The sequence below is a fragment of the Candidatus Margulisiibacteriota bacterium genome (assembly GCA_041650635.1).
GTDB lineage: Bacteria > Margulisbacteria > WOR-1 > JAKLHX01 > JBAZKV01 > JBAZKV01.
In genome coordinates this window covers 1-22308 of record JBAZKV010000002.1, presented here as the reverse complement: position 1 = coordinate 22308, position 22308 = coordinate 1, and the positions used below count along the sequence as shown (strand labels likewise).

Here is a 22308-nt window from a genome sequence, read left to right as displayed (position 1 = left end):
AAATGTTGCTGCAAGACCTATTGTCCAACACCAAAACCCTGTCTTTTGACGGCGATCTAGGAATTGATATCACCGGCATCTCCTATGATTCCCGCAAAGTTAGTCCTGGCGACCTTTTTGTGGCTGTCCCGGGGTTCACTGCCGACGGGACCAGGTTCATTCCGGAGGCAGTTAGCAGGGGGGCCGGCGCAGTTGTAGTTGAGAAAGCCGCAAAAAAGGACTCAGAGTACGGGGTCCCAGCAGTATTTGTTCCTTCCGCCAGATCGGCCCTTGCCGACCTTTCGGCTGCCTTTTACGGGTTCCCTTCAAGAAAATTAAAGCTGATAGGGATAACAGGTACCAACGGCAAAACAACGACGGCCTATTTGATCGATTCCATCTTTAAGGCCGCGGGTATCAAATCGGGCCTTATCGGCACGGTCGAGATGAAGATAGGGGATGTTTCTATAGGCTCAAAGCTTACCACCCCGGAATCAGCGGACCTTCAAAGGATACTGGCTGATATGGTAAAGAACGGCATAACGCATGTGGTCATGGAGGTTTCTTCCCACTCACTTTCTTTAAAAAGGGTAAGAGGGATAGACTTTGATGTTGCTGTTTACACCAATCTCAGCCACGACCATCTGGATTTTCACAAGACCATGGAATCATATTTTGACGCAAAACTGTCCCTGTTTCGGAACCTGGGGACAGGCAGCAAAAAAAACACTGTGGCGGCCGTGAATTTAGATGATGATTACAGCGACACGATAGAGCAGGAAACTCAGGCAAAGGTGGTCACATTTTCGACTGCAAAGGCCGCGGATGTGGCGGCAAAGATAATAAGTTCTGATCTTTCCGCCATGTCGCTTGAGGTCCTTTCAAAAGGAGAAAAGACGCTCCTTGAAAGCCGTCTTGCAGGGGCCTTTAATGCTTCAAACATTGCGGGCGCCTTTGCCGCGGCATCAGCCGCCGGGATAGAAGTGTCCGTAATTAAGACCGGCATAGAGCTGATGAAAAATGTCCCGGGCAGGCTGGAAAAGATAGATGAAGGCCAGGATTTTACGGTGATTATTGATTTTGCGCATTCTCCCGACAGCCTGCAAAAGCTGATCGACTGCGTCAAGCCGTTCAAAAAAGGAAGGATCATCCTTGTGTTCGGCTGCACGGGGGACCGCGACAAAACAAAGAGGCCTATCATGGGAACTATTGCGCAAAAAGGAGCCGACTTGACATTCCTTACCAGCGATGACCCTCACAATGAAGACCCCCTCTCAATAATGAAAGATGTGGAGTCAGGCATCAAAGCCGCTGGCGGAGCCTCGGGGAAAGAGTACATTAAAGAACCTGACAGAAAAGCCGCGATAGAAAAAGCTGTTTTAGAGGCAAAGGAAGGCGATATAATTTTGATCGCCGGCAGGGGCCACGAAAGATTCCAGGAGATAAAGGGTAAGTTAATAGAGATAGATGATAGAATTGTGGCTAGAGATGCTGTCAAAAAACGCCTTCCTTAGTTTTCTTCTGGCCGCTTTACTGTTGCCTGTTTCTTCCGCTTTCTCTTCCGAGGTCCCTGTCAGCCTAAAGGCCGACGAACTGCGTTTTGACCAGGAAAGCGGGATAGTCCGGGCAAAGGGCTCCGTTTCCGTTAAATTGAACGACCTTACTGTGAGTGCAGAGGCCCTAACCCTGGACACTTCAAGGAACATCGTCACAATGGAAGGCGCCGTCAGTCTAAAGAGGGGGAGGCTCGAGGCCCTGGGCAGCAGGGCCGTTTATGATCCGGACACCGATGTCGGGCTGATATTTGATTTTAAGACAACGGTAAAACATCCCCGGGTAAAAGGCGATATCTTTTTGTCATCGCAAAGGGTTGAGGACGCGGCTTTGTACAAATCGGGTCAGGAAGGGCAAAGCACCACCTGCGATCTTGAACATCCTCATTATTATTTAAAGGCAAAAGAGTTCTTGTTCATACCCGAAGAAAAGATAGTGGGCAAAAGCGTAACCTTTTATGTCAACGACACTCCGCTCATGTGGCTGCCTTTTTATATCTATGACCTCAAAAAACGCCGCGTTTCGCTCATGATGCCGGTCTTTGGCAGCAACCATGTTGAGGGCGATTTTATGAAGAACCAGTTGGAGTATTACATTGACGAAGGGGCTTCCGGCTCCGTTTTTCTGGACCTGATGAGCAAAAAGGGGATAGGGTACGGGATAGACCATTATTATCTTCTAGATAAAAAGCAGTCAGGCGACCTCTTTCTGTACCATGTAAGCGAGAACGACACAGGTATCCCGGCGTGGGTCGTCAAATTAAAACACGAACTAAAGTTCAGCGAAAAGACAAAAGCCTCCCTGGGATACGAATACAGCAACATTTATCTAGTCCCGTCGGGCAGGCTTGACCAGACGCAGTATAAACTGGGATTTGAGCACAGCGACGACGAAAGGGCCGGGCAGTTCAATTTTTCATCCCTTGAGAACCGGTTCAGCTCGCTTTCGGATTATTCGGCGCATGTAAGATACTCTGCAGGAGGCGCAGATACTTCCTATTCGTACAATTACAGGGGAGGCATGACATCCCCGAAGTGGCAGAACATTACCCAGAGCCTGTACCATTCCAGAAAACTATTCTCTCCCAACCTTGACTTCAAATTCAACCTGAACTATTACAGGGCCGTAACTATAGAAGGCTCTCCATTTGACGACCGCCTGTACCCGGAAGCGGCGCTCTCTTACAGGGGGCCTTCCTACACTTTTAAGCTTACGGAAAGCGCCTACATAGATGCTGATGCCGACGCTTTTAAGGGTGATGAATATGTTGAGTATATTGAAAAACTGCCGGAGGCCGTGCTGACGCTGGACCCTGCCGACCTTTGGCTTTTTAAGCTGAGCACGGAGTTTTCTTACGGCCGCTTCCATGAATCCAAATACCTGGCCCCGACAAAAACTCAGAGGCACTTTACAACAGGGCGCTACAAGGCATCCCTTGGGCTTGGGCAGACCTTTGCACTGCCTTTAAACAGTTCTCTTTATGTCTTTGGCGGGGCGGACCAGTTCAACTATGATACCGGGGACCAGCGATATCTGGTAAAAGAGGACCTCTCGCTTAAGAGCGAGGCGGGCGGCTTTTTGTCAAATACTCTGACCTACAGCAGGGCGATAAACGACGGGAACAGCCCGTTCTTTTTTGACAGCAAAGGAGCCGATCATCACTGGCTAAGGGACAGGGTGATGTTTTCCGACGGGACCAGGCAGAGATTCAGCATCGAAGGCGGGTATAACTATCTTGTCAGCAAATATTATGATCTGATGCTGAACTATGACGCAAGCCCTTCAAAAGAATTCCATCTCAATGTCAGTTCCGGCTATGATCTGGAGAACGGAAGATGGCGCGACATGGTCTCTGTCCTTAATATGGCGCTTTTGGCAGGGGTTCTGATAGACCTTACGCACAGCTACGACCTGAATACCGGTAAGACCAACAACGCCTCGGACCTGATAAAGCTCGAGATAGGGGACAGCTGGCAGAGCAGATGGGTGGTAAGCATAGGCCAGACTTATGATCCGGTCCTGAACAAACTGGCGCTGCAGGAGTTCTCTGTTGTCAAAGATCTGCATTGCTGGGAGGCCAAATTCAATTATAATGATTTCAGGAAGGAATCAAGGGTCTCCTTTATGCTCAAGGCCTTCCCCGACCAGCCGATAGGTTTTGTCTCGGGAAGCAGGGGCTTTTTTATGGAAGGGCTTAAGCAGGAGGAGGGGAGAAGATAAAGTGAAAAATTTCCAATTTCCAATTTCCAATTTCCAATTGCAAATTGACAAGGTTTGGAGAGCGCTCTTGTTGGCATTTTGTTTTGCTTTGATCGTGCTGGAGTTTGGCTGCGCAAGGACCGTGACGGTGCTGCCGGATGCGGGCAATCAGCTGCAGCTGGAAATAACCTTCAGGGGGGAGATAGATCCTTCGGTGAACAAGTACTATCTGGTTCTTTCGGGGTCTTCTGTTTTGCTTCCATATACAGGGACTTATTTCTTTGGGCCGGGCGAAGCCTATGACACGGACAAACTGAATGTTTCTACAGACCTTTCCTATTACTATGCCAATTATTATTCCACCTGGAACGATTTCATTCTTCTCAAGGATTCAAGCTTTTTGATCACCAACGGGGCCTTTACTTCCTCGACCCTGCACACAACATACACCCCCTCTCTTCTGATCTTTCGGACCATTCCCTCAGGAGACCCGGACGCGCTTAAAAAGATAAATCTGACGCTCTTCTTTAACCGGCTTTCGACGCTGCCTTCCACCCTTTATTTCAATTTTATATCGGCGGACAAAGATGGCTATATGAGGGACTATTTAAGGTCTACAGACAACAGCATTTCAACCAACACGGGCTCTGCCATTTCCGAAAAAAGAGAAACAGAAGATCCGTCGATCGACGGCGGCCTTGACATTATCTCCTGGAACATGGTGGTGCAGTGAAAACTGCTCTGCTGTGCGCTTTGTCGGGAGTTCTTGTTGCCCTGTCCTTTCCCGGATTTCCTCTGCCGCAGCTTGCGTGGATCGCGCTGATACCTTATCTTGTCTGTCTTTACCGAAGCGAAAACTTTAGGCAAAGCCTGCTATGCGGTTTTGTTTTCGGCTCCGTATATTTTGGCGGGGCCTTTTTCTGGCTGTCATCAACTTCAAAATGGGCGGGGCCGGCAGGCTATCTGGCCTGGATCGGACTTTCTTTATACCAGTCCATTTTTATTGTGCTGTTTTCTTATTTTGCGTGGCTGCTGATCAGGGCCTTCAACAGACAGCTCCACCCGCTGGTCCTGCCGCTTCTCTGGGCGTTTTTTGAATGGCTGCGGCAGGCGGGGGAGTTCGGCTCCCCCGGAGGTTATCTGGGAAGTACTCAGTATCTGAACACGGTGTTTATCCAGACAGCACAGTTTTCCGGGGTGTGGGGAGTCAGTGCTCTCATTGTTGCGGTCAATACCGCAGCGGCGCTCCTGCTTTTGGAAAAAGGGAACCTGTTCAAAAAACTCCTGTCCAATCTGCCGTCGGTCTGCTTTGTTCTGGGGCTTCTGGCCGCCTCTTATTCCTACGGGATCGATTCTATCAACAAATACGGAGGTGTGCGGTCTATCGGCGGGACTTCCATTGCCGTGATACAGCCAGCCATAGCCCAGGAGCAGAAACTGGATTCTTTTAAACTGTACTGGATGATAGACGAGCTGGAATTGCTTACGCAAAAAACCCTGTCTTACAGGCCAAAGATAGTGATCTGGCCGGAAACTGCGGTGATGACCTACCTTATTGATGACAAAGCTGCTTTTGCCAAGGTGAGGGATATATGCGTTAAAGGAGGCTTTTTTCTGGTGACAGGCGCTTTTTACAGGGAGAGCGGCCGCATTTACAATTCGATCTTTGTGGTTTCTCCGCAGGGAAAGATAGTTTCAAGGTATGACAAGCACCATCTGATGCCTTTTGGAGAGTATCTTCCTTTCAAAAAAGTCCTTTATCCCTTGCTAAAGCATACCGGCTATTTTGAGCAGGACCAGAGCCCGGGGCAGGGGACTGTCCATATCACGGCTGCGGGACGAAAGTTTGGCGCCATGATCTGTTTTGAATCGCTTTTTGAGGGCATGGGAAGACAGCGCTCCGGCGGCTCGGATGCCCTGCTTACCATTACCAACGATGCCTGGTTCGGCAGGACGCATGCCGCGGAGCAGCACATCAGCGCGGGGGTCTTTCGCGCTGTCGAGAACAGGAAATATTTTATCCAGGCGGCAAATACCGGGATATCGGCTTTGATAGACCCGTGCGGAAGGTTCGTCAAAAGGATGGAGCTTGATATAAGCGGGCCTATGGTCTTTACTCTGCCTTAAGATAGCGCCTGCCTATCACAACGGCGGCAAAGTCATCATAAGGTTCCGGAGGCAGGATCAGAGTGGAAGGGATGAGGGACAGATACCATTTTTTCCTGTTATGCCGCCAGTACAGTTTTCTTGCCTCAAGGGTGGAGCCTTTTTCATTCACAAAGATTATATCGGCTTTCAGGTTCAGAAAAGCCAGGTTTTTTTCCAGCTGGCGGAATGGCCCTCCGCTTCCGATTATCACCAGTTCCGCACCGTGCTTGACAGCCAGTGCGGAGATATCATCCGTTACCGAAAATGACGGTGCTACTTTTCTTTCCGCTATAGAGCCGTTACCCATAAGGACCGCAAGCCCTGTTTTGTCCTTGCCCGGGTCAACCGCAAGGATGCAGGAGCCTTTTGACAGGGTCATCTTTTTATCCTCAAATTGACATCCAGCGGACCGATAGTGAATGTGTCTTTTTCCGCAAAAACCTCTACCTCAACAGGTCTTTTAAGAGCCCTTATTTCTTTGGCCACCTCAAAGATCCTGGAATAAGCAATGTTGCCGACGGCGCCCGCGGCATCAGGCAGGATGCCTTTTTCCGTGGCGGCGTCGCTGACCTTAGAAAGCAGTTCCTTTATCTGCTGTTCCACTTCTTCCTGAGGGCGGCTGCCGTTTATGTTCTGCGAAGCTATCCGGTCAAGCTTTTTGTAAACAAGAACGTTCTCGAACAGTTCAAAATGGACAGGGATAACCTCGTCTATCAGCACATTGCTGGCGGCCAACACGCGCACGATAACCTGTCCTTTTATGTTCTGAAGGTAGGCAACGGCCTCTTCAAGCTCCTTGTCCTTCATCTCGATGTACTGTTTTTTTTCTCCTCCCAGGACCCTCTTTACAAGAGAATCAGTTGCGGCAAGGATCTCTTTGAGCTTTTCTTCCGTCTTTTTTTTGTCGGGATCGGAGGTGATCAGCGAGGTCGTTATTATCTCCCCGACCTTAAAGAGCACAAAGCCTGACCTTGCGGTCTCTATCTCCTCGGAAAGCTCTTTTCTGGTGGAATTAAGCCCCTCGATCTCCTTTTTTGAACCTGCAAGCTGCGAGGAAAGGGCTGCCAATTCTTTTTCGAGCAGCGCTTTGTCTTTTTTGATGTTGTCCAGCTCTTTTGTTTTTTCCCTGATGTCGGCTTTGAGCCTGTCCAGCCCGAAAAGGGCTATCCGCACATCGGAAGAGATGGAAAAAAGTATCAGGCCGGTGAGGACCGCGATCAGGGCGCCGGAAAGGACAGTTATCGCAATGGCGGTATGCCTTGGCCTCAGGTTCAAAAAGGTCAGCCTCTTTTTGCCTATCCGGTGGCCGATCCTGTCCCCGACAAAGGCAAGCGCCCCGCCTAAAAGGAGCAGGACCAGAAGAGTTTGAAGAGCGAACATGGTTATTGCCCAGCCTTATAAAGTATCCAGGCTCCCAGGCCGGCCGTTATTATATTGGGCAGCCAGGCCGCGGCCGCAGGAGAGATGATCTCAAGCTGTCCGGCAGCCATTCCCAGGAACATGATCACATAATAGACAAAAATTATTATAACACTTATGCCCAGCCCTATGGACGAGGACTTTCTGGTGGGGTTGAGCCCCAGCGGCGCTCCCAGCAGGGTAAAGACAAAGCAGGCAAAAGGGATGGCAAGCTTCATGTTCAGCTGGATCTCAAGGTCTGTGGTGTTGACCCCCATCCTTTTCTTGAGGGCGATGAACTTTTTCAGTGAATAATAGTTCAGTTCATCGGGTTTTTTCTCCCCGGAAGAAAAGTCAGAAGGGGAGTATTTGATCAGGATATTCTGCTCGTTGAACTTGATCAGGTGCTTGTATTCGCCGCTGTCGGACAAAAGATAAGTTATGCCGTCGCGGAAGATCCAGCTGTCATTTTTCCACTCGGCTGTTTTCGCGTTTATAAGCTGGCTCAGCTTTCCGTCCAAAAATTCCTGGATTATCACGCCCTCCATCAGGTGCCCTTCCAGTTTTCTCGCGTAGAAGACCCTTCTTAACTGGCCGTTCTCTATTTCAGGAAGAAAAACATTCTCCTGCAGTTTTGGGGACTTTGCCAACTGGGTCTCGAGCATGAGCTCGCTGGTGGCCTTGGAGGCCTCGGGCACCACAACTTCATAAAAGGCCAGGGTAATAAGGCTGACCAGAAAGCCTATAATAAGCACGGGCGCCACCACGCGATACAGGCTTATTCCAGCCGCTTTAAAAGCAGTTATCTCTTTGTCCGAGGACAGCCTGGCAAAAGTGAGTATAGAGGCAAGCAGCATGGCCATAGGAAAGATATAAACTATGACCGAAGGCAGGCGGAACAAGAACAGCCTTCCGGCAACGGACAGAGGCATTCCCATAAGGACGACGGCCCGCACGAGTTCGAACATCACCATGCTTGCCGAAAGTATCAGGGTAAAAGAGGCCAGGCCAAAGAGGAACGGGTCGAGTATCTCTTTTGAGATGTAGCGGTCGATGATCTTGATCACAGCTTAAACTCTTCTCCCAGATAGGTCTTTTTTGCCGTTTCGTCGTTGGCGATGAACTGCGAATCCCCGGAAACTAGTATCCTGCCCTTTTGTATTATGTAGGCCCTGTCGGTTATGGCAAGGGTCTCTCTCACATTGTGGTCGGTGATGAGTATTCCCAGCCCCTTGTTCTTTAGATAGGTGATTATTTTTTGGAGGTCGGACACCGTTATGGGGTCTATTCCCGTAAAAGGTTCGTCAAGCAGCAAGAACGACGGGGAAAGGGCAAGCGCCCTTGCGATCTCGACCCTCCGGGTTTCTCCTCCGGACAGCTGGTAGCATCTGCTTTTTCTAAGATGGTTAACTCCCAGTTCTTCCAGCACTTCGTCCAGCTTTTTTTTGTACTGGTCCGGATGGACCGAGCCCGTGGCCTCCCAGAGCATTATTATGTTCTCTTCAACCGTCAGTTTCTTGAAAATGGAGGATTCCTGAGGCAGATAGCCCATGCCCAATTGGGCTCTCTTGTGCATGGGAAGATGGGTTATGTCCTGTTCCCCGAGGCGGACCGAGCCGCCGTCCGGACTTGCAAGGCCAACCACCATATAAAAGGTAGTGGTCTTGCCGGCCCCGTTGGGGCCCAAAAGCCCGACCACCTCTCCCTTTTTCACATCAAAGGAGACCTCGTCCACGACCCTGCGGCCCGAATACGACTTGACCAGTTTATCCGCGTTAATTGCCATTTGTGAATTTTTTAAGGGCCTGCAGCCTGTCCATGGCTTTGCCTGAGTCGACAGACTCTTTTGCCAGGGCCAGGCCTTCCAAAAGGTCCTTTGCCTTTCTTCCGACGGCTATTGCCGCTCCGGCGTTCAAAAGGACTATGTCCCTTTTTGCTCCCTTTTCCCTGCCGGACAGTATGTCAAGCGCAATTCTAGCATTTTCCTGGCTTGTTCCGCCCGCTATGCTGCTGTTCTGGGCGGTTTTGATGCCCAGATCGCCCGGCTTGATCTCATAATCCTTGATAATTCCGCCTTCAAGGTGAGAGACCTTTGTGGGAGAGCACACCGAAATTTCGTCTATCCCGTCAAGTCCGCAGACTACCATTGCGGTTTCGCAGCCCTGGTCCTTAAGCACTTCCGCCATCACTGTGGTTAAATGCGGGGCGTATACTCCCATCAACTGGCCTTTGGTGTTGGCTGGATTGCTGACGGGGCCAAGGATGTTGAAGACGGTCCTGATACCTATCTCTTTTCTTGTGGGCGCCGCGAACTTCATTGCCTTGTGAAAAGTCTGGGCAAAGATAAAACCCATCCCCACCTCGTCTATGCACTTTGAAACCAGAGCGGGGCCTATGTCTATCCTGATACCCAGGGCTTCTAAAAGGTCGGCGCTGCCGCATTTGGAAGAAACAGACCTGTTTCCGTGCTTTGCTACTATTACGCCGGCCCCCGAAGCGACAAAGGCCGCCACTGTTGAGATGTTAAAAGTTCCTGCAACATCCCCGCCTGTGCCGCAGGTGTCCACATAATAAGGCGAGCGGATATCAAGCTTTTCGGCTTTTGAGCGCATCACCGAGGCGAACCCGCTGATCTCCTCTACAGTTTCCCCCTTTATCCTCAGCGCGGTTATAAGCGCGGCTATCTGCGAAGGCGTGGCTTCCCCTGTCATTATCTCGTTCATTGATGCCTGGGACTGCTGCCTGGAAAGGTCTTTACCGTCGGCGAGGAGTTTTATGCAATCCTGTATCATTTCAAAAAATTATAGCATATTTTGATATAATACGATTATCTTAAGGATAGGGGAGGCCGATGGACTATAAAGAGAGCGGGGTAGATATAAAGGCGGGCTATGAAGTCGTGGACAGGGTCAAAAAGCTGGCCGCTTCCACAAAGATAAAGGGAGTTCTGGGAGGCATAGGCCATTTTGGCGCCTTCTTTGAAATATCGAAGAACGATTATAAAGAACCGGTCCTGGTGTCAGGGACCGACGGGGTCGGCACCAAACTGAAGATAGCTTTTATGGCCGACAAGCACGATACTATCGGGATAGACGCGGTGGCCATGTCGGTCAATGATGTGGTCTGCTGCGGAGCAAAACCCCTCTTCTTTCTTGATTATCTGGCGCTCAACAAAGTGGTCCCCGATGCGGTGGAACAAATACTTTCCGGGATCGCGGAGGGCTGCCGGCAGTCGGACTGCGCACTTATAGGCGGAGAAACTGCCGAAATGAGCGACCTGTACGGCAAGAACGAATATGACATTGCCGGCTTCTGCGTTGGGATAGTTGAAAAGTCGAAGATCGTTGACGGCTCCAGGGTTTCAAAGGGCGACAGACTTATAGCCCTTCCTTCATCCGGGCTCCACAGCAACGGGTTCAGCCTTGCCAGAAAGGTTGTTTTTGAAATGGCGGGCTATAATGTGGAATCCAGAGCGGAAGGCTTTGAAAAAAGCATTGGGGACGAGCTTTTAGTCCCGACAAGGATATATGTAAAAACTGCTCTTGAGATCTTTAAGAGCTTTGATGTGTCTGCAGTTGCGCACATAACAGGCGGAGGGCTCCCCGAAAATGTGGGAAGGCTGCTCAAGGACGGCCTTTGTGCCAGGATAGATGCTTCTTCATGGCCGGTCCCAAGGATCTTCAACCTTATAGAAGAAAAGGGAGAGATCAAAAGAGAAGAAATGTACAATGTCTTTAATATGGGAGTGGGCATGGTGTTTGCGGTAAGGGAAACAGATGAAAAGGCGGTTCTGGAGAAGCTTCATTCTCTGGGAGAAAAGCCTTTTGTGATAGGAAGCATCGAACAGGGCGAAAAGAAGGTCATCATCAAGTGAAATACCAAAGCCTGCGCGGGATGAGAGACATCCTTCCCGGCGAGACCCCTCTTTGGCAGAAGATAGAATCCGCCGTCCATGAAATTTTCCGGAGATTCGGCTACAGCGAAATAAGGACGCCTCTGCTTGAAAAGACCGAACTGTTCTCAAGGAGCATAGGCGGCTCGACCGACATAGTTTCGAAAGAAATGTACACTTTTACCGACAAAGGGGATCGGTCTGTAACGCTGAGGCCTGAAGAAACGGCCCCGGTAGTAAGGGCCGCAATTGAAAACAACCTGATCTCTGCCGACAAATTGACCAAACTTTACTACATAGGCCCTATGTTCCGTTATGAAAGACCCCAGGCCGGACGGCTGAGGCAATTCCATCAGGCGGGAGTGGAGGCCATTGGTTCTACTTCTCCCTTACTTGATGCTGAAGTGATTTTGTTGGGAATAAGATTCTTTGAGGGGCTGGGCATCAAGGGGCTGGAAGTTGACATGAACAGCGTGGGCTGCCCAAAGTGCAGGCCCGGCTACATTAAAAAACTCAAATCCTTTCTAAAAGAACAGTTTGATGCCCTGTGCCGGGACTGCAGGACCAGATATGAGACAAATCCGCTGCGCGTGCTTGACTGCAAAAACGAGGAATGCTCAACCGTTCTGTCAAAAGCGCCTGCTCTTAGCGCCTCGCTGTGCGAAAACTGCGCCGGCAGCCTTGAAAGCGCCAGGGGCCTTTTGAGCGACATGGGCATCAAAACTTCGCTCAACAACAGGCTGGTGCGCGGATTGGATTACTACACGGGAACGACCTTTGAGATAGTGTCAAGACAGCTCGGGAGCCAGAGCGCTCTCTGCGGAGGGGGAAGGTATGACGGCCTCATCGAAGAACTCGGCGGGCCAAAACTTCCCGCGGTAGGTTTTGCCATTGGCATAGAGCGCCTTATCATGCTGTTGAAAGAGCAGAAGATCGCGGACAAAGGAACCGGAAGCAAATTCGTTTATCTTGCCGCTTTAGGTCCGGGGTCGCAGAAAGAAGCTTTCCTTATTATGAACAGATTGCGCTCCGGCGGTATCCGCGCGGATATGGACCATACAGGGAAAAGCCTCAAGTCCTGCCTTAAGACCGCATCTCAGCTGCAGGCGGACTATACCGTGATAATAGGGGACGAAGAGTTGTCAAGAAAAGCCGCTATCATTAAAGACATGAAAACCGGGGAGCAAAAAGAGGCCGCTTTTGAAAGGATCATCGAAGAAATAAAATGAAAAGAACCCACGGCTGCGGAAGTATGAGCAAAGCCCGGATCGGAACGGAAGTATCGGTCTGCGGCTGGGTCCACAGGAGGAGGGACCACGGCAACCTCATCTTCATAGACCTGAGGGACAGATCGGGACTGGTCCAGATAGTGTTTGACAGCAAGGACCGGCTGACCCATTCTACGGCGGAAAAACTAAGAAGCGAATATGTTGTCTGCGTCAGCGGGAAAGTCGTGGCCAGAGCTCCTGAGAGCGTAAATAAGAACATCCCCACCGGCGAGATAGAGATAGAGCCGTCCGCGATCGAGATACTGAACACGGCAAAAACGCCGGCCTTTGAAATAGCCGACCCTACCCAGCATGTGGACGAGAACACAAGGCTTAAATACAGGTATCTTGACCTGCGCAAAGACTTTATGAAAGACAATCTTGTTCTCCGCCACAAAGTGCTTAAGGCGGCTTCGGACTATCTTGACGGGAACGGTTTTCTGGAGATAGAGACCCCGTTCCTGGGCAAGAGCACGCCCGAAGGCGCCAGGGATTACCTGGTCCCTTCCAGGGTAAATCCGGGCCAGTTTTACGCGCTGCCCCAGTCCCCTCAGCTGTACAAGCAGGTCCTGATGATGTCCGGGCTGGAAAAGTACTATCAGATAGCCAGATGCTTCCGCGACGAGGACCTTAGGGCCGACAGACAGCCCGAATTTACTCAGATAGACCTGGAAATGTCATTCGTGGCGGTCGACGATATTATCGTGCTTATTGAGGGAATGCTCTCAAAGATCTTTAGTTCGCTAAAAGCCGCCGGGCTTGCGGCCCCGGACCTCAAACTTCCAATAGAAAGAATGTCCTATGACGAGTCCATGGCACGGTTCGGCAATGACAGGCCGGATACCAGGTTCGGGCTGGAGCTGGTAGACCTTACCGAGATAGTTAAAGATTGCGGCTTCAAAGTCTTTTCCGGTGCGGTAAAGAACGGCGGGGTGGTCAAGTGCCTAAATGTTAAGGGGGCGGCTTCTTTTAGCCGCGGCGAGCTGGACTCCCTTGAGGAAGAAGCAAAGACCTGTGGGGCCAAAGGACTGGCCTGGATCACTGTTGGGGCTGACGGAGCAAAAGGCCCGATTGTAAAGTTCTTGAGTGCTGAAGAGCTGAAGGGGATCCTTGATAAGGCGGAGGCCAAGGAAGGGGACCTTTTGATATTCGGGGCAGATTCTTTCCATAATGTTTCAAGCGTCCTTAGCTCTATGAGGCTGTCTCTAGGTAAAAAACTGGGGCTTATCGATAAAACAAAATTCAATTTTTTATGGATAGTTGATTTTCCTCTGCTTGAATACAGCGAGACCGAAAAAAGATGGGCTTCGCGGCATCATCCGTTCACCAGCCCCGAGGGCGACCTTGACGACATAGAAGAAAAGTTCAAGACCGCTCCGGGAGCCATAAAAGCAAAAGCCTACGATCTGGTCCTCAACGGGACCGAACTCGGCGGGGGAAGCATCAGGATACACAGAAGCGACATCCAGCACAAGATCTTCCGCCTTCTGGGTATATCAGAAGAAGAAACCAGGGCAAGGTTCGGGTATTTCCTTGACGCGCTTGAATACGGCACGCCTCCGCACGGAGGCATTGCTCTTGGTGTTGACAGGTTCATAATGATGCTGGCCGGGGCCGAATCGATAAGGGATGTTATCGCTTTTCCCAAGACCCAGTCCGCCTATTGCCCTCTGACCGAGGCGCCGTCCGGGGTTGATCCCAAGCAGTTAAAGGAGCTTCACATCAAGAGCGTCTGAAACCGCTGGTCCATTGGCTTACAGTAAACACCCCCCTTTACAATTCCTGATATATAAATTAGTATATATAAGCTGCTCAAAAGATATCTAGGAGATCTCTTGAAAAGTACTTTCGGCATCCGGAATACGGTCATTCTGGCGGCGGTGATATTACTGTTACTGCTTTCTTCTTCACATGCCTCTCAAACAAATAGTCCAAGCAACAAGTCAGTTTTAAAGCGCATTTCAGAAGCTTTTGCAGTCCCGCAGATAAGGTCCAAGTTCGAGGCGCCGACACCCATCGGGATAGAGGAGAACTCCAGCAGGTTCACATATTCTATTGGCGAAGCGCGCCCGGAGTCCCATGAGGGGCTCAAGTCCGAGGAAAAGCAGGCGCTTGAGGCGCTGGCCAAGCGGAGCGGGCGCTCCGGCGCAGGTTCTGTCGAGTATGTTCTTGGCAGAGACCACTCTAAAGGTTATTTGATAAAGACTGACAAAGAAAAGATCTCCGTTAAACTCCAAAATTCGAACAGAAAGTCAAAGGCCGTTCTGCATGAAGGCAAAGCCTGCTATAAGAATGTTCTGCCCGAAACAGATGCTGTTTACATGCCGCTTCCCGGCGGGATCGAAGAGATGTTCGTTATCTGGAAGGACAAAGGGCAAAAGATAATCAATGAGATAGAAATTACGAACGGAGCCATAGAACTGTCGGGCGAAGGAGAGCTGCGGTTAGGAGGGATGGAGCTATCGAGGCCCGTCATTTTTGATTCAGAAGGGAAAAAAGTTGAAGGAAAATACCTCCTTAAGAAAACAGGGCGCGGCAAGGCTTCTGTCGAAATAGCCTTTGACAAAAAGGGACTTACATTTCCTGTGCTGATAGACCCGGTGTGGAGAAGCTCCGCCAGCATGAGCACCAACAGGGTTTATGCAACGGCAACGCTGCTGCCCAACGGCAAGGTGCTTGTTGCAGGAGGGTTGAAGAATAATGCGTATGCCGAGGCGGACTATCTAAACACCTGCCAATTGTACGATCCATCAACAGGCACCTGGAGCTCTACAGGCAACATGACAAGGGCAAGGGCATACCATGCAGCTGTACTCCTTCCGACCGGCAAAGTCCTTGTCTCGGGCGGATTTCTTTATCTGTCGGGTTATCTGGCTTCCTGCGAACTGTATGACCCTTCAAGCGGCATCTGGACGGCCACCGATTCTATGAGCACTCCCAGGGCCATCCATGGGCTTGTACTTCTTAATACAGGAAACGTTATTGCTGTAGGCGGGCTGTATACCGGGGTCAGGTATAACAAGAATTCCGAACTTTACAATCCTTCAACAGGCACCTGGGGAACTGTCCGCAGCCTCGGGACCGAAAGATATTATTCAACAACTACACTCCTTACCAACGGGAAAGTCCTTTTGGCGGGAGGCTCTTCCGAGGCGGGAACAATTCTAAACACGTGCGAGCTGTATAACCCTTCGACCAACGCCTGGAGCTACGGGGCTAACATGCCGGCGGCAAAATCAGTGCACTTTGCCGTGTCGCTTCCGGACGGGCGGGTGCTGGTGGGAGGCGGCAGATCGACAGCTTCCGGAGTTGTGAACACCTGTTTTAGATATAATCCCACGACTAACGCCTGGGCCACGACAGGGAACCTGGGCACAGCAAGAGCTTTTCCTAATTCTGTGCTGCTTCCCGACGGCAAAGTCCTGATCACCGGAGGAACAACGAGCAGCGGTTATTTGAATTCTTCGGAGATCTATAACCCATCGTCCGGGACCTGGGCCTCAGCCGGTTCAATGGGAACGGCCAGGACTTATTTTGCGACAACTCTTCTTCCCAGCGGAAAGGTGCTTGCTGTGGGTGGTGCCAGCGCAAATGTTGGCAACAGTTTTACCGGTCTTAACTCCTCTGAATTATTTGACCCGTCTACGGGGGGGTGGACGGTAGCAAGCGGCATGTCCACGGCAAGATATTATCATACGGCAACGCTATTACCCAATGGTAAAGTTTTGGTGGCGGGGGGGATCGGGGCGGGCAGTTCTTATGATCTAACTTCCTGTGAATTGTACAATCCTTCGTCCGGAAGTTGGAGCCCGACAGGAAATTTAAATACGAGAAGAAGCAATCATACAGCAACGCTATTGCCCAGCGGTAAAGTGCTTGTGGCCGGGGGAGCAGCATACGGCATCAGTGCTAATACTACCTCTTGTGAGTTGTATGATCCTACCTCCGGGACCTGGGGAATGACGGGAGATTTAAATGAGGGAAGATTATATCATACAGCAACGCTGTTGCAGAACGGCAAAGTGCTGGTGGCGGGAGGCCATGATTACAGTACCCCTCGTATAAATTCCTGTGAGTTGTACGATCCTTCAACCGGGAGATGGAGTACAACTGGAAATTTAAGTGTGGGAAGAGCTGTGCATACAGCAACACTGTTGCAGAATGGGAAGGTGCTTGTAGCGGGAGGGATCGGGGGAGCAAGCGGAGCTGTTTTATCTTCCTGCCAGTTGTATAATCCTACCTCCGGGACCTGGGGCACTACAGGGAGCATGAATACGGCACGCTATCATCATTCGGCAACTATGTTGCTGAATGGGAAAGTGCTTGTAACGGGTGGAACTAATGGCAGCACTTCCTTAACTTCCTGCCAGTTGTATGATCCTACCTCCGGGACTTGGAGCACTACTGGGAGCACATATTGGGGCAGGTACGATCATACAGCAACACTTTTGCCAAACGGCGATGTCCTTGTGGAGGGAGGCATAATAAGTTGGAATTCTTCCTCAGCTTGTGAACTTTATAACCTTTCCAATGCCACTTGGAGTCGTTCTGGCAACATGAATACGGCAAGACAGTATCACACGGCAACTCTTTTGCCCAGCGGTAGAGTTCTAGTGGCGGGAGGAAGCAGTGCTGGTGCTTTAAACTCCTGTGAATTGGCAAGATATACAGAATACAATTACACAACCTATTCTGATATGCAACCTTCTGTTTCATCTATAGGAGGATCCTCAAGTTTTCCAAAGAGCTTAGTTCCTAATACCGCGTATGCTATAGTAGGGACTGGCTTAAAAGGAATCTCGGAATCTTCAAATGGCTCCTATCACAATTCGGCCACAAATTATCCAAGAGTATATCTGCAATTCGCCAATTCCGGAGGCTTCGGTTCGTTCGCTTCTTCCGACAATTTGCTGGACGAGACCGAATCCCTTTACCCCATGACATCTGCCCAGTGGGCCAGCGCCGGGACCTCGATAAGCTTTAGGACCCCTAGCGACCTGCCCGAAGGCTATTATCTTCTTTCTGTCCAGTCCAACGCGGTTCCGTCCGAGGCAAAGATGGTTTACTATTCTACTCAGACCGACCCGCCGCCTCAGGCGCCTTCTGATTTTTCCATAACCCCGTACTCCACGACCCGCCTCAATTATTCCTGGACCGACAACTCGGTAAATGAATCCGGTTTCAGGATAATGGACGGCAGCAATGTTGTTAAGAAAACAGCTGCGGCGGGAGCAACTTCGGCGTACGAGACAGGCCTTTCCGTCAACACGCAGTACACAAGAAAAGTTCAGGCCTGGAACGCGGCGGGAGCCGCGACCTCCGATTCAGTTGCCAAATATACTTTGATACAAACCCCTTCGGGCTGCACTTTTGAAACGCCTTCGACAACTTCTTTGACCGTGCACGACTCGGGAGGTTTTTCCCGCCTTAATCTCGGGTCTTCGGGCGTGTATTTTCAGAACACTACCCGCGGGACCAACAGCGGCTGGATAAGGACTAATACATGGGCAAGCACAGGCCTTTCACAAAACACGCCGTATAATTTCAGGATAACAGCGCGTAACGGCGATGGCACCATAACTTCAACACTTGCGGCTGAGACCAAATATACCGCTATAGCGGCGGCAACTGCTGCAACCTGGGAAATAGCCACGACTTCCATCACTATCCGTTCTTCGAGCGCGCCCGTCAATCTTCGTCTCGGCCAGTCGGGGATCTATTTCCAAAATGTCACCAAAGGTACCAACAGCGGCTGGATAAAGACAAATACCTGGGTAAGCTCAGGGCTTCTGGTCAATACCCCTTACGCTTTCAAGATAACGCTTAGGAATGCCGAAGGCGTGATAACGGCGACGCTGGATGCGGGGACAAAGTATACTGCGGTACCGGCGCCGACGGCCATGACTTCTGAGGCGCTGACGAGTTCCTCGGTAAAAATACATTCCTCATCAGTGCCCGCCAACCTGTCATCAGGCCTTTCGGGCCTTTATTTCAAAAATGTCACCAAGAATACCAACAGCGGCTGGATAAAGACCAACACCTGGACCAGTTCTTCTCTGTCAGCTAACACCTCTTACAGTTTTACAATAACTGCCCGCAACGGCGACGGAGTTGTAACAACGGTTGCTGATGTCGGCTCGATCGTAACGGCGCTTGCAGCCCCTTCTGCCGCAACCTTTGATGCTGTTTCAACAAACGCGCTAACTATACATTCCAGCGCGGTCCCTCCCAACCTGGCGCTGGGGAGCACCGGCATTTCTTTTGAGGTCCATACCTCCAAAAGCGGCTGGCTTAAGAGGAATAACTGGACCAAGACGGGGCTGTCGTACAACACAAGATATTTTTCAAGCGTTAATTTCCGCAACCAGACGGGTGTTTTGGCATCTGCCTATACAGGGTATACCCCCTATACCGCCATCCAGCCGCCCTCCTCGGCGGTGTTCAGCGGTATTACAACAGGCGCCATAACCATAAGGGCCGGCAATACCCTGAGCAATCTTACAACAGGTTCCTCGGGTGTATATTTCCGCAACTCGACCAAGAATACCAACAGCGGCTGGCTTCAAACCAACAGCTGGACGAGCAGCGGCCTTTCGGAAAACACTAACTACAGGTTTTATATTACTTCCCGTAACAGCGATGCGGTATTAACATCTCCGACCTATGATGCCGGAACAAAGTATAGTGCTATTATTAGGCCGACTTCAGCCACCTGGGAGGGATTTACAACTTCTTCAATGATTATACATTCCAGCGTTGCTCCGGCCAACCTGAATCTGGGATCTTCGGGGATTCTTTTTTCAAACACAACCAGGGGGACCAATAGTGGATGGATAAGGACCAACACCTGGAACAGCACGGGGCTTCTGGCAAATACGCTTTATGCCTATACCATAACGACCCGCAACGGCGACGGCCTGTTGAACTCGGCTTACGCGGTCGGTTCCAAGTATTCGGCGGTAGAGCAAGTCACTTCCGCTACATATGAAAGCGTTACCTCAAACTCTATAACTGTGCACGCAGGGCATTCAGTAAGCAACCTGCATCTGGGAGGCTCCGGCATATGGTTTTATAACGACACCAAAGGCACCAACAGCGGTTGGATAAAAACAAACACCTGGACAACGGGCAGTCTAACACCCAACACTTTGCATTCTTTCAGGGTGCTGACGAGGAACGGGAATTCCCTACAAACCTCTTTTTACAGCGCCTCCAAATATACACTGGCCGCGGTCCCGGCCGCGCCGACAGTGAGCGGCTCCTACGACTCGACTGACCTTTACAACTGCAAAATAACGATAAATCCTAACAGCAATCCTTCCGGCACCTACTTTGCGGTGAGTCCCGACAATGGGACAAATTGGCTGCAGAGCAACGGTACGATATCGACCACTGCTTATTGGAGCACGAGTACGACCGCCTGGAAGTACAGGGCCCTTTCAGCAAACACTTCCTATTCTTTTAAGGTAAAGGCCAGGAACGGTGAGAACATAGAAACGGCTTTGTCCTCTGCCGGCTCGGATACAACCCCTCCCGCAAAACCTTCCGGGCTTGCTTCATCCGATATAACGGCTTATTCCGCAAGGCTTGCCTGGAACAGTGTAACGGCTGCTAACAGGTATGAAGTAAGCATGGGGACTAACACTGCCGGAACAAACCTCGGCGTATTTTCCACTACAGAAACGGTTATGAGCAAGACAGGTCTTGCATCGCTCAAAAAGTATTACTGGTTCGTCAGGGCCGTTTCAACTGCCAACGGAACGGGAGAGCCTTCCTCTATCGCGAATTTCACGACCGATAACGGCATACCGGATACTCCCGAGAGTTTTAGCATTTATTCTGCTTCGGCTTCACAGCTGAACTATACCTGGGTGGATGCTTCCGACAATGAAAGCGGCTTTAGGATACTGGACGGCAGCGATGTGATAAAAAGGCTGGCAATTGCGGGCGCGACCTCCACTTCGGAGACCGGACTGTCCGCTAACATGCAGTACTCAAGAAAGATACAGGCTTACAGCTCTTACGGCGCCTCCACCTCGGCGGCAGTATCAAAATATACTTCGATCGAAGCAGCGGCTTCCGCCACGTTTGAGCCTATAACACTGAACGGCCTCACCATACATTCTTCAAACCAGCCAAGCAATTTAACTTCCGGTTCTTCAGGGATGTATTTTCAGATAACAAGCCCTTCTGCTTCAGTCTCGAACAGCGGCTGGATAAAGACCAATACATGGGCCAAGACGGGATTACTGCCTAATACACCCTACACTTACAAAATAACCACGAGGAACGGGGACGGGACCCTGTCTGCAACTCTACCAGTGTCTTCAAAATATACTTCCATAGAGTCGGTGTCTTCGGCCACCTTTGAAAGCCTTGCCGCAGGCTCTATGACCGCTCATGTGGGGCATTCGCTGACAAATCTTCATTTAGGGAGTTCCGGGATTTGGTTCTACAATGATACAAGAGGTACCAATAGCGGCTGGATAAAAACCAATACCTGGGTAACGGATAGTTTGGCTGCCAATACCAGTTACAGTTTCAGGATAAAGACAAGAAACGCCAATGCGGTGCAAACAAATTTTTACAATGCTTCGAAATATTCTGCTATAAACCCTCCGGGGATCGCTACCTATGAAGCCCTGACAACATCTTCAATGAGGGTCCATTCTTCTTCCGAACCCGAGAACCTTTCCCTTGGGTCCTCAGGCGTTTATTTTCAGAACGTCACCCGCGGCACCAACAGCGGCTGGATAAGGACCAACACCTGGAACAGCACGGGGCTTAATCCAAATACCAGATATACCTACAGGATCACGGCCCGCAACGGGGACGGTCTTGTCACATCCACAACGGAAGCAGGCTCCAAATATACGCTTGCTGCCGCGCCTTTGGTCAATACGGTTGCCGGAAGCTATGATGCCATATACGGATACCATTGCGACATAACTCTGAACGAGAACGGCAACCCTGCGGGCAGAGTGACGGACTACGCGGTAACTCCGGACAACGGGTCTACCTGGCTGCAGAGCGACGGCAGTGCAAGCTCCACAGTTTATTGGGATAAAACGACCAGTTGGACCTACAAGAACCTTTCCTCCAACACGCTCTACAGCTTTAAGGCAAAAGCAAGGAACGCTGACGGGACCGAAACCGAACTGTCGTCGGCAGGTTCGGATACAACTCCTCCGGCAGCGCCGTCAAGTCCAACTTCCTCAAGCATTACCGCCGGTTCCGCGAGGCTTTCCTGGAGCTCATCCGCGGGCGCCAACAGATATGAGGTCAGTTTTGGAACTAATGCGGCAGGCACCAACCTTGGCGTAACCTCCACTACCGAAACCGTTCTGGATAAGACAGGGCTGCTGCCGCTGCGGAATTACTACTGGTCGGTAAAGGCGGTTTCAACGGCCAACGGGACAGGCGCCGCGTCTTCTATAGTCCCATTTACAACTGATGACGGGCCGCCAAGCACTCCAGAGAGCTTTAGTGTTGCTCCTGCCTCGACTTCACAGTTCAACTACAGTTGGGTAGATGCTTCGGACAATGAAAGCGGTTTCAGGATATTGGACGGCAGTAATGCCGTAAAAAGGCTGGCGGTTGCGGGAGCTACTTCTACTTCGGAAAGCGGCCTGTCGGCTAATACTCAGTATGCAAGAAAGGTGCAGGCCTACAGTGCTTACGGGGCCGCAACCTCTGCCGCCGTTTCTAAATATACCTCGATAGAGGCAGTAGCCTCGGCAACTTACGAAAGCCTTAGTTCCTCATCCATGACCGTCCATTCTGCCTCTGAACCCTCAAACCTTGGCGCAGGAGATTCCGGGTTGTACTTTATTGCCGAAGATACTATTGCGTTCCCCACCCGTATAGCCA

At 50.7% G+C, this 22308-nt stretch carries 13 protein-coding genes; 8 read left to right on the top strand and 5 right to left on the bottom strand.

The genetic code is table 11. The annotated features are described in order from the left end of the window. The first annotated feature begins 2 nt into the window (after window positions 1–2). The 4 genes from WC490_00505 to lnt are packed head-to-tail and all read left to right on the top strand — an operon-like array spanning window position 3 to window position 5859. Complete coding sequence (locus WC490_00505; GenBank protein ID MFA5097097.1) at window positions 3–1493, top strand: UDP-N-acetylmuramoyl-L-alanyl-D-glutamate--2,6-diaminopimelate ligase; 1491 nt, start codon at window positions 3–5, stop codon at window positions 1491–1493. After that, the gene (locus WC490_00500) at window positions 1447–3753 is read left to right on the top strand and encodes a hypothetical protein (GenBank protein MFA5097096.1); all 2307 of its coding nucleotides are present in this window, start codon (window positions 1447–1449) and stop codon (window positions 3751–3753) included. Before WC490_00505 ends, WC490_00500 begins: the two co-directional genes overlap by 47 nt. Window position 3754: 1 nt before the next feature. Next, window positions 3755–4465 carry a hypothetical protein gene (locus WC490_00495; protein MFA5097095.1) on the top strand — a complete coding sequence of 237 codons (711 nt, stop codon included), beginning with the start codon at window positions 3755–3757 and terminating at the stop codon, window positions 4463–4465. After that, entirely contained in the window at window positions 4462–5859 is a 1398-nt protein-coding gene (lnt, locus tag WC490_00490; protein ID MFA5097094.1) for an apolipoprotein N-acyltransferase, read from the top strand. Before WC490_00495 ends, lnt begins: the two co-directional genes overlap by 4 nt. Here the strand turns inward: lnt and WC490_00485 are convergent. From WC490_00485 to trpD, 5 genes are read right to left on the bottom strand one after another with little or no spacing between them, the layout of a single operon-like run. Next, window positions 5846–6259, bottom strand: coding sequence for a pre-16S rRNA-processing nuclease YqgF (locus tag WC490_00485; protein MFA5097093.1), 414 nt, complete (start codon window positions 6257–6259; stop codon window positions 5846–5848). The genes lnt and WC490_00485 overlap by 14 nt on opposite strands. Further along, window positions 6256–7260 carry a DUF3084 domain-containing protein gene (locus WC490_00480; GenBank protein ID MFA5097092.1) on the bottom strand — a complete coding sequence of 335 codons (1005 nt, stop codon included), beginning with the start codon at window positions 7258–7260 and terminating at the stop codon, window positions 6256–6258. Before WC490_00480 ends, WC490_00485 begins: the two co-directional genes overlap by 4 nt. A gap of 2 nt (window positions 7261–7262) precedes the next feature. After that, window positions 7263–8345, bottom strand: a complete 1083-nt coding sequence (locus WC490_00475; GenBank protein ID MFA5097091.1) for an LptF/LptG family permease — start codon at window positions 8343–8345, stop codon at window positions 7263–7265. Beyond that, window positions 8342–9064 carry an LPS export ABC transporter ATP-binding protein gene (gene lptB, locus WC490_00470; protein ID MFA5097090.1) on the bottom strand — a complete coding sequence of 241 codons (723 nt, stop codon included), beginning with the start codon at window positions 9062–9064 and terminating at the stop codon, window positions 8342–8344. Before lptB ends, WC490_00475 begins: the two co-directional genes overlap by 4 nt. Next, window positions 9054–10070, bottom strand: coding sequence for an anthranilate phosphoribosyltransferase (trpD, locus tag WC490_00465; GenBank protein ID MFA5097089.1), 1017 nt, complete (start codon window positions 10068–10070; stop codon window positions 9054–9056). The genes lptB and trpD overlap by 11 nt, the downstream gene beginning before the upstream one ends. A gap of 59 nt (window positions 10071–10129) precedes the next feature. On the opposite strand from trpD, the gene purM reads away from it, so the two are divergent. The 4 genes from purM to WC490_00445 all read left to right on the top strand — a co-directional run. Then, on the top strand, window positions 10130–11152 hold the full coding sequence (gene purM, locus WC490_00460) for a phosphoribosylformylglycinamidine cyclo-ligase (protein MFA5097088.1): 1023 nt from the start codon (window positions 10130–10132) through the stop codon (window positions 11150–11152). Continuing rightward, on the top strand, window positions 11149–12399 hold the full coding sequence (hisS, locus tag WC490_00455) for a histidine--tRNA ligase (protein ID MFA5097087.1): 1251 nt from the start codon (window positions 11149–11151) through the stop codon (window positions 12397–12399). The genes purM and hisS overlap by 4 nt, the downstream gene beginning before the upstream one ends. After that, window positions 12396–14174: an aspartate--tRNA ligase gene (aspS, locus tag WC490_00450; GenBank protein ID MFA5097086.1), complete on the top strand. Its 1779-nt coding sequence runs from the start codon at window positions 12396–12398 to the stop codon at window positions 14172–14174. The genes hisS and aspS overlap by 4 nt, the downstream gene beginning before the upstream one ends. Window positions 14175–14273: 99 nt before the next feature. After that, the coding region (locus WC490_00445) for a kelch repeat-containing protein (protein MFA5097085.1) at window positions 14274–22308 on the top strand (8035 nt) is incomplete at its 3' end.

Excerpts from the sequence above, each read along its gene's own strand:
- WC490_00505 (MFA5097097.1), top strand. The coding sequence starts at position 3 with ATGTTGCTGCAAGACCTATTGTCCAACACCAAAACCCTGTCTTTTGAC.
- WC490_00500 (MFA5097096.1), top strand. The coding sequence starts at position 1,447 with ATGATAGAATTGTGGCTAGAGATGCTGTCAAAAAACGCCTTCCTTAGT.
- WC490_00485 (MFA5097093.1), bottom strand. The coding sequence starts at position 6,259 with ATGACCCTGTCAAAAGGCTCCTGCATCCTTGCGGTTGACCCGGGCAAG.
- WC490_00480 (MFA5097092.1), bottom strand. The coding sequence starts at position 7,260 with ATGTTCGCTCTTCAAACTCTTCTGGTCCTGCTCCTTTTAGGCGGGGCG.
- lptB (MFA5097090.1), bottom strand. The coding sequence starts at position 9,064 with ATGGCAATTAACGCGGATAAACTGGTCAAGTCGTATTCGGGCCGCAGG.
- trpD (MFA5097089.1), bottom strand. The coding sequence starts at position 10,070 with ATGATACAGGATTGCATAAAACTCCTCGCCGACGGTAAAGACCTTTCC.
- purM (MFA5097088.1), top strand. The coding sequence starts at position 10,130 with ATGGACTATAAAGAGAGCGGGGTAGATATAAAGGCGGGCTATGAAGTC.
- aspS (MFA5097086.1), top strand. The coding sequence starts at position 12,396 with ATGAAAAGAACCCACGGCTGCGGAAGTATGAGCAAAGCCCGGATCGGA.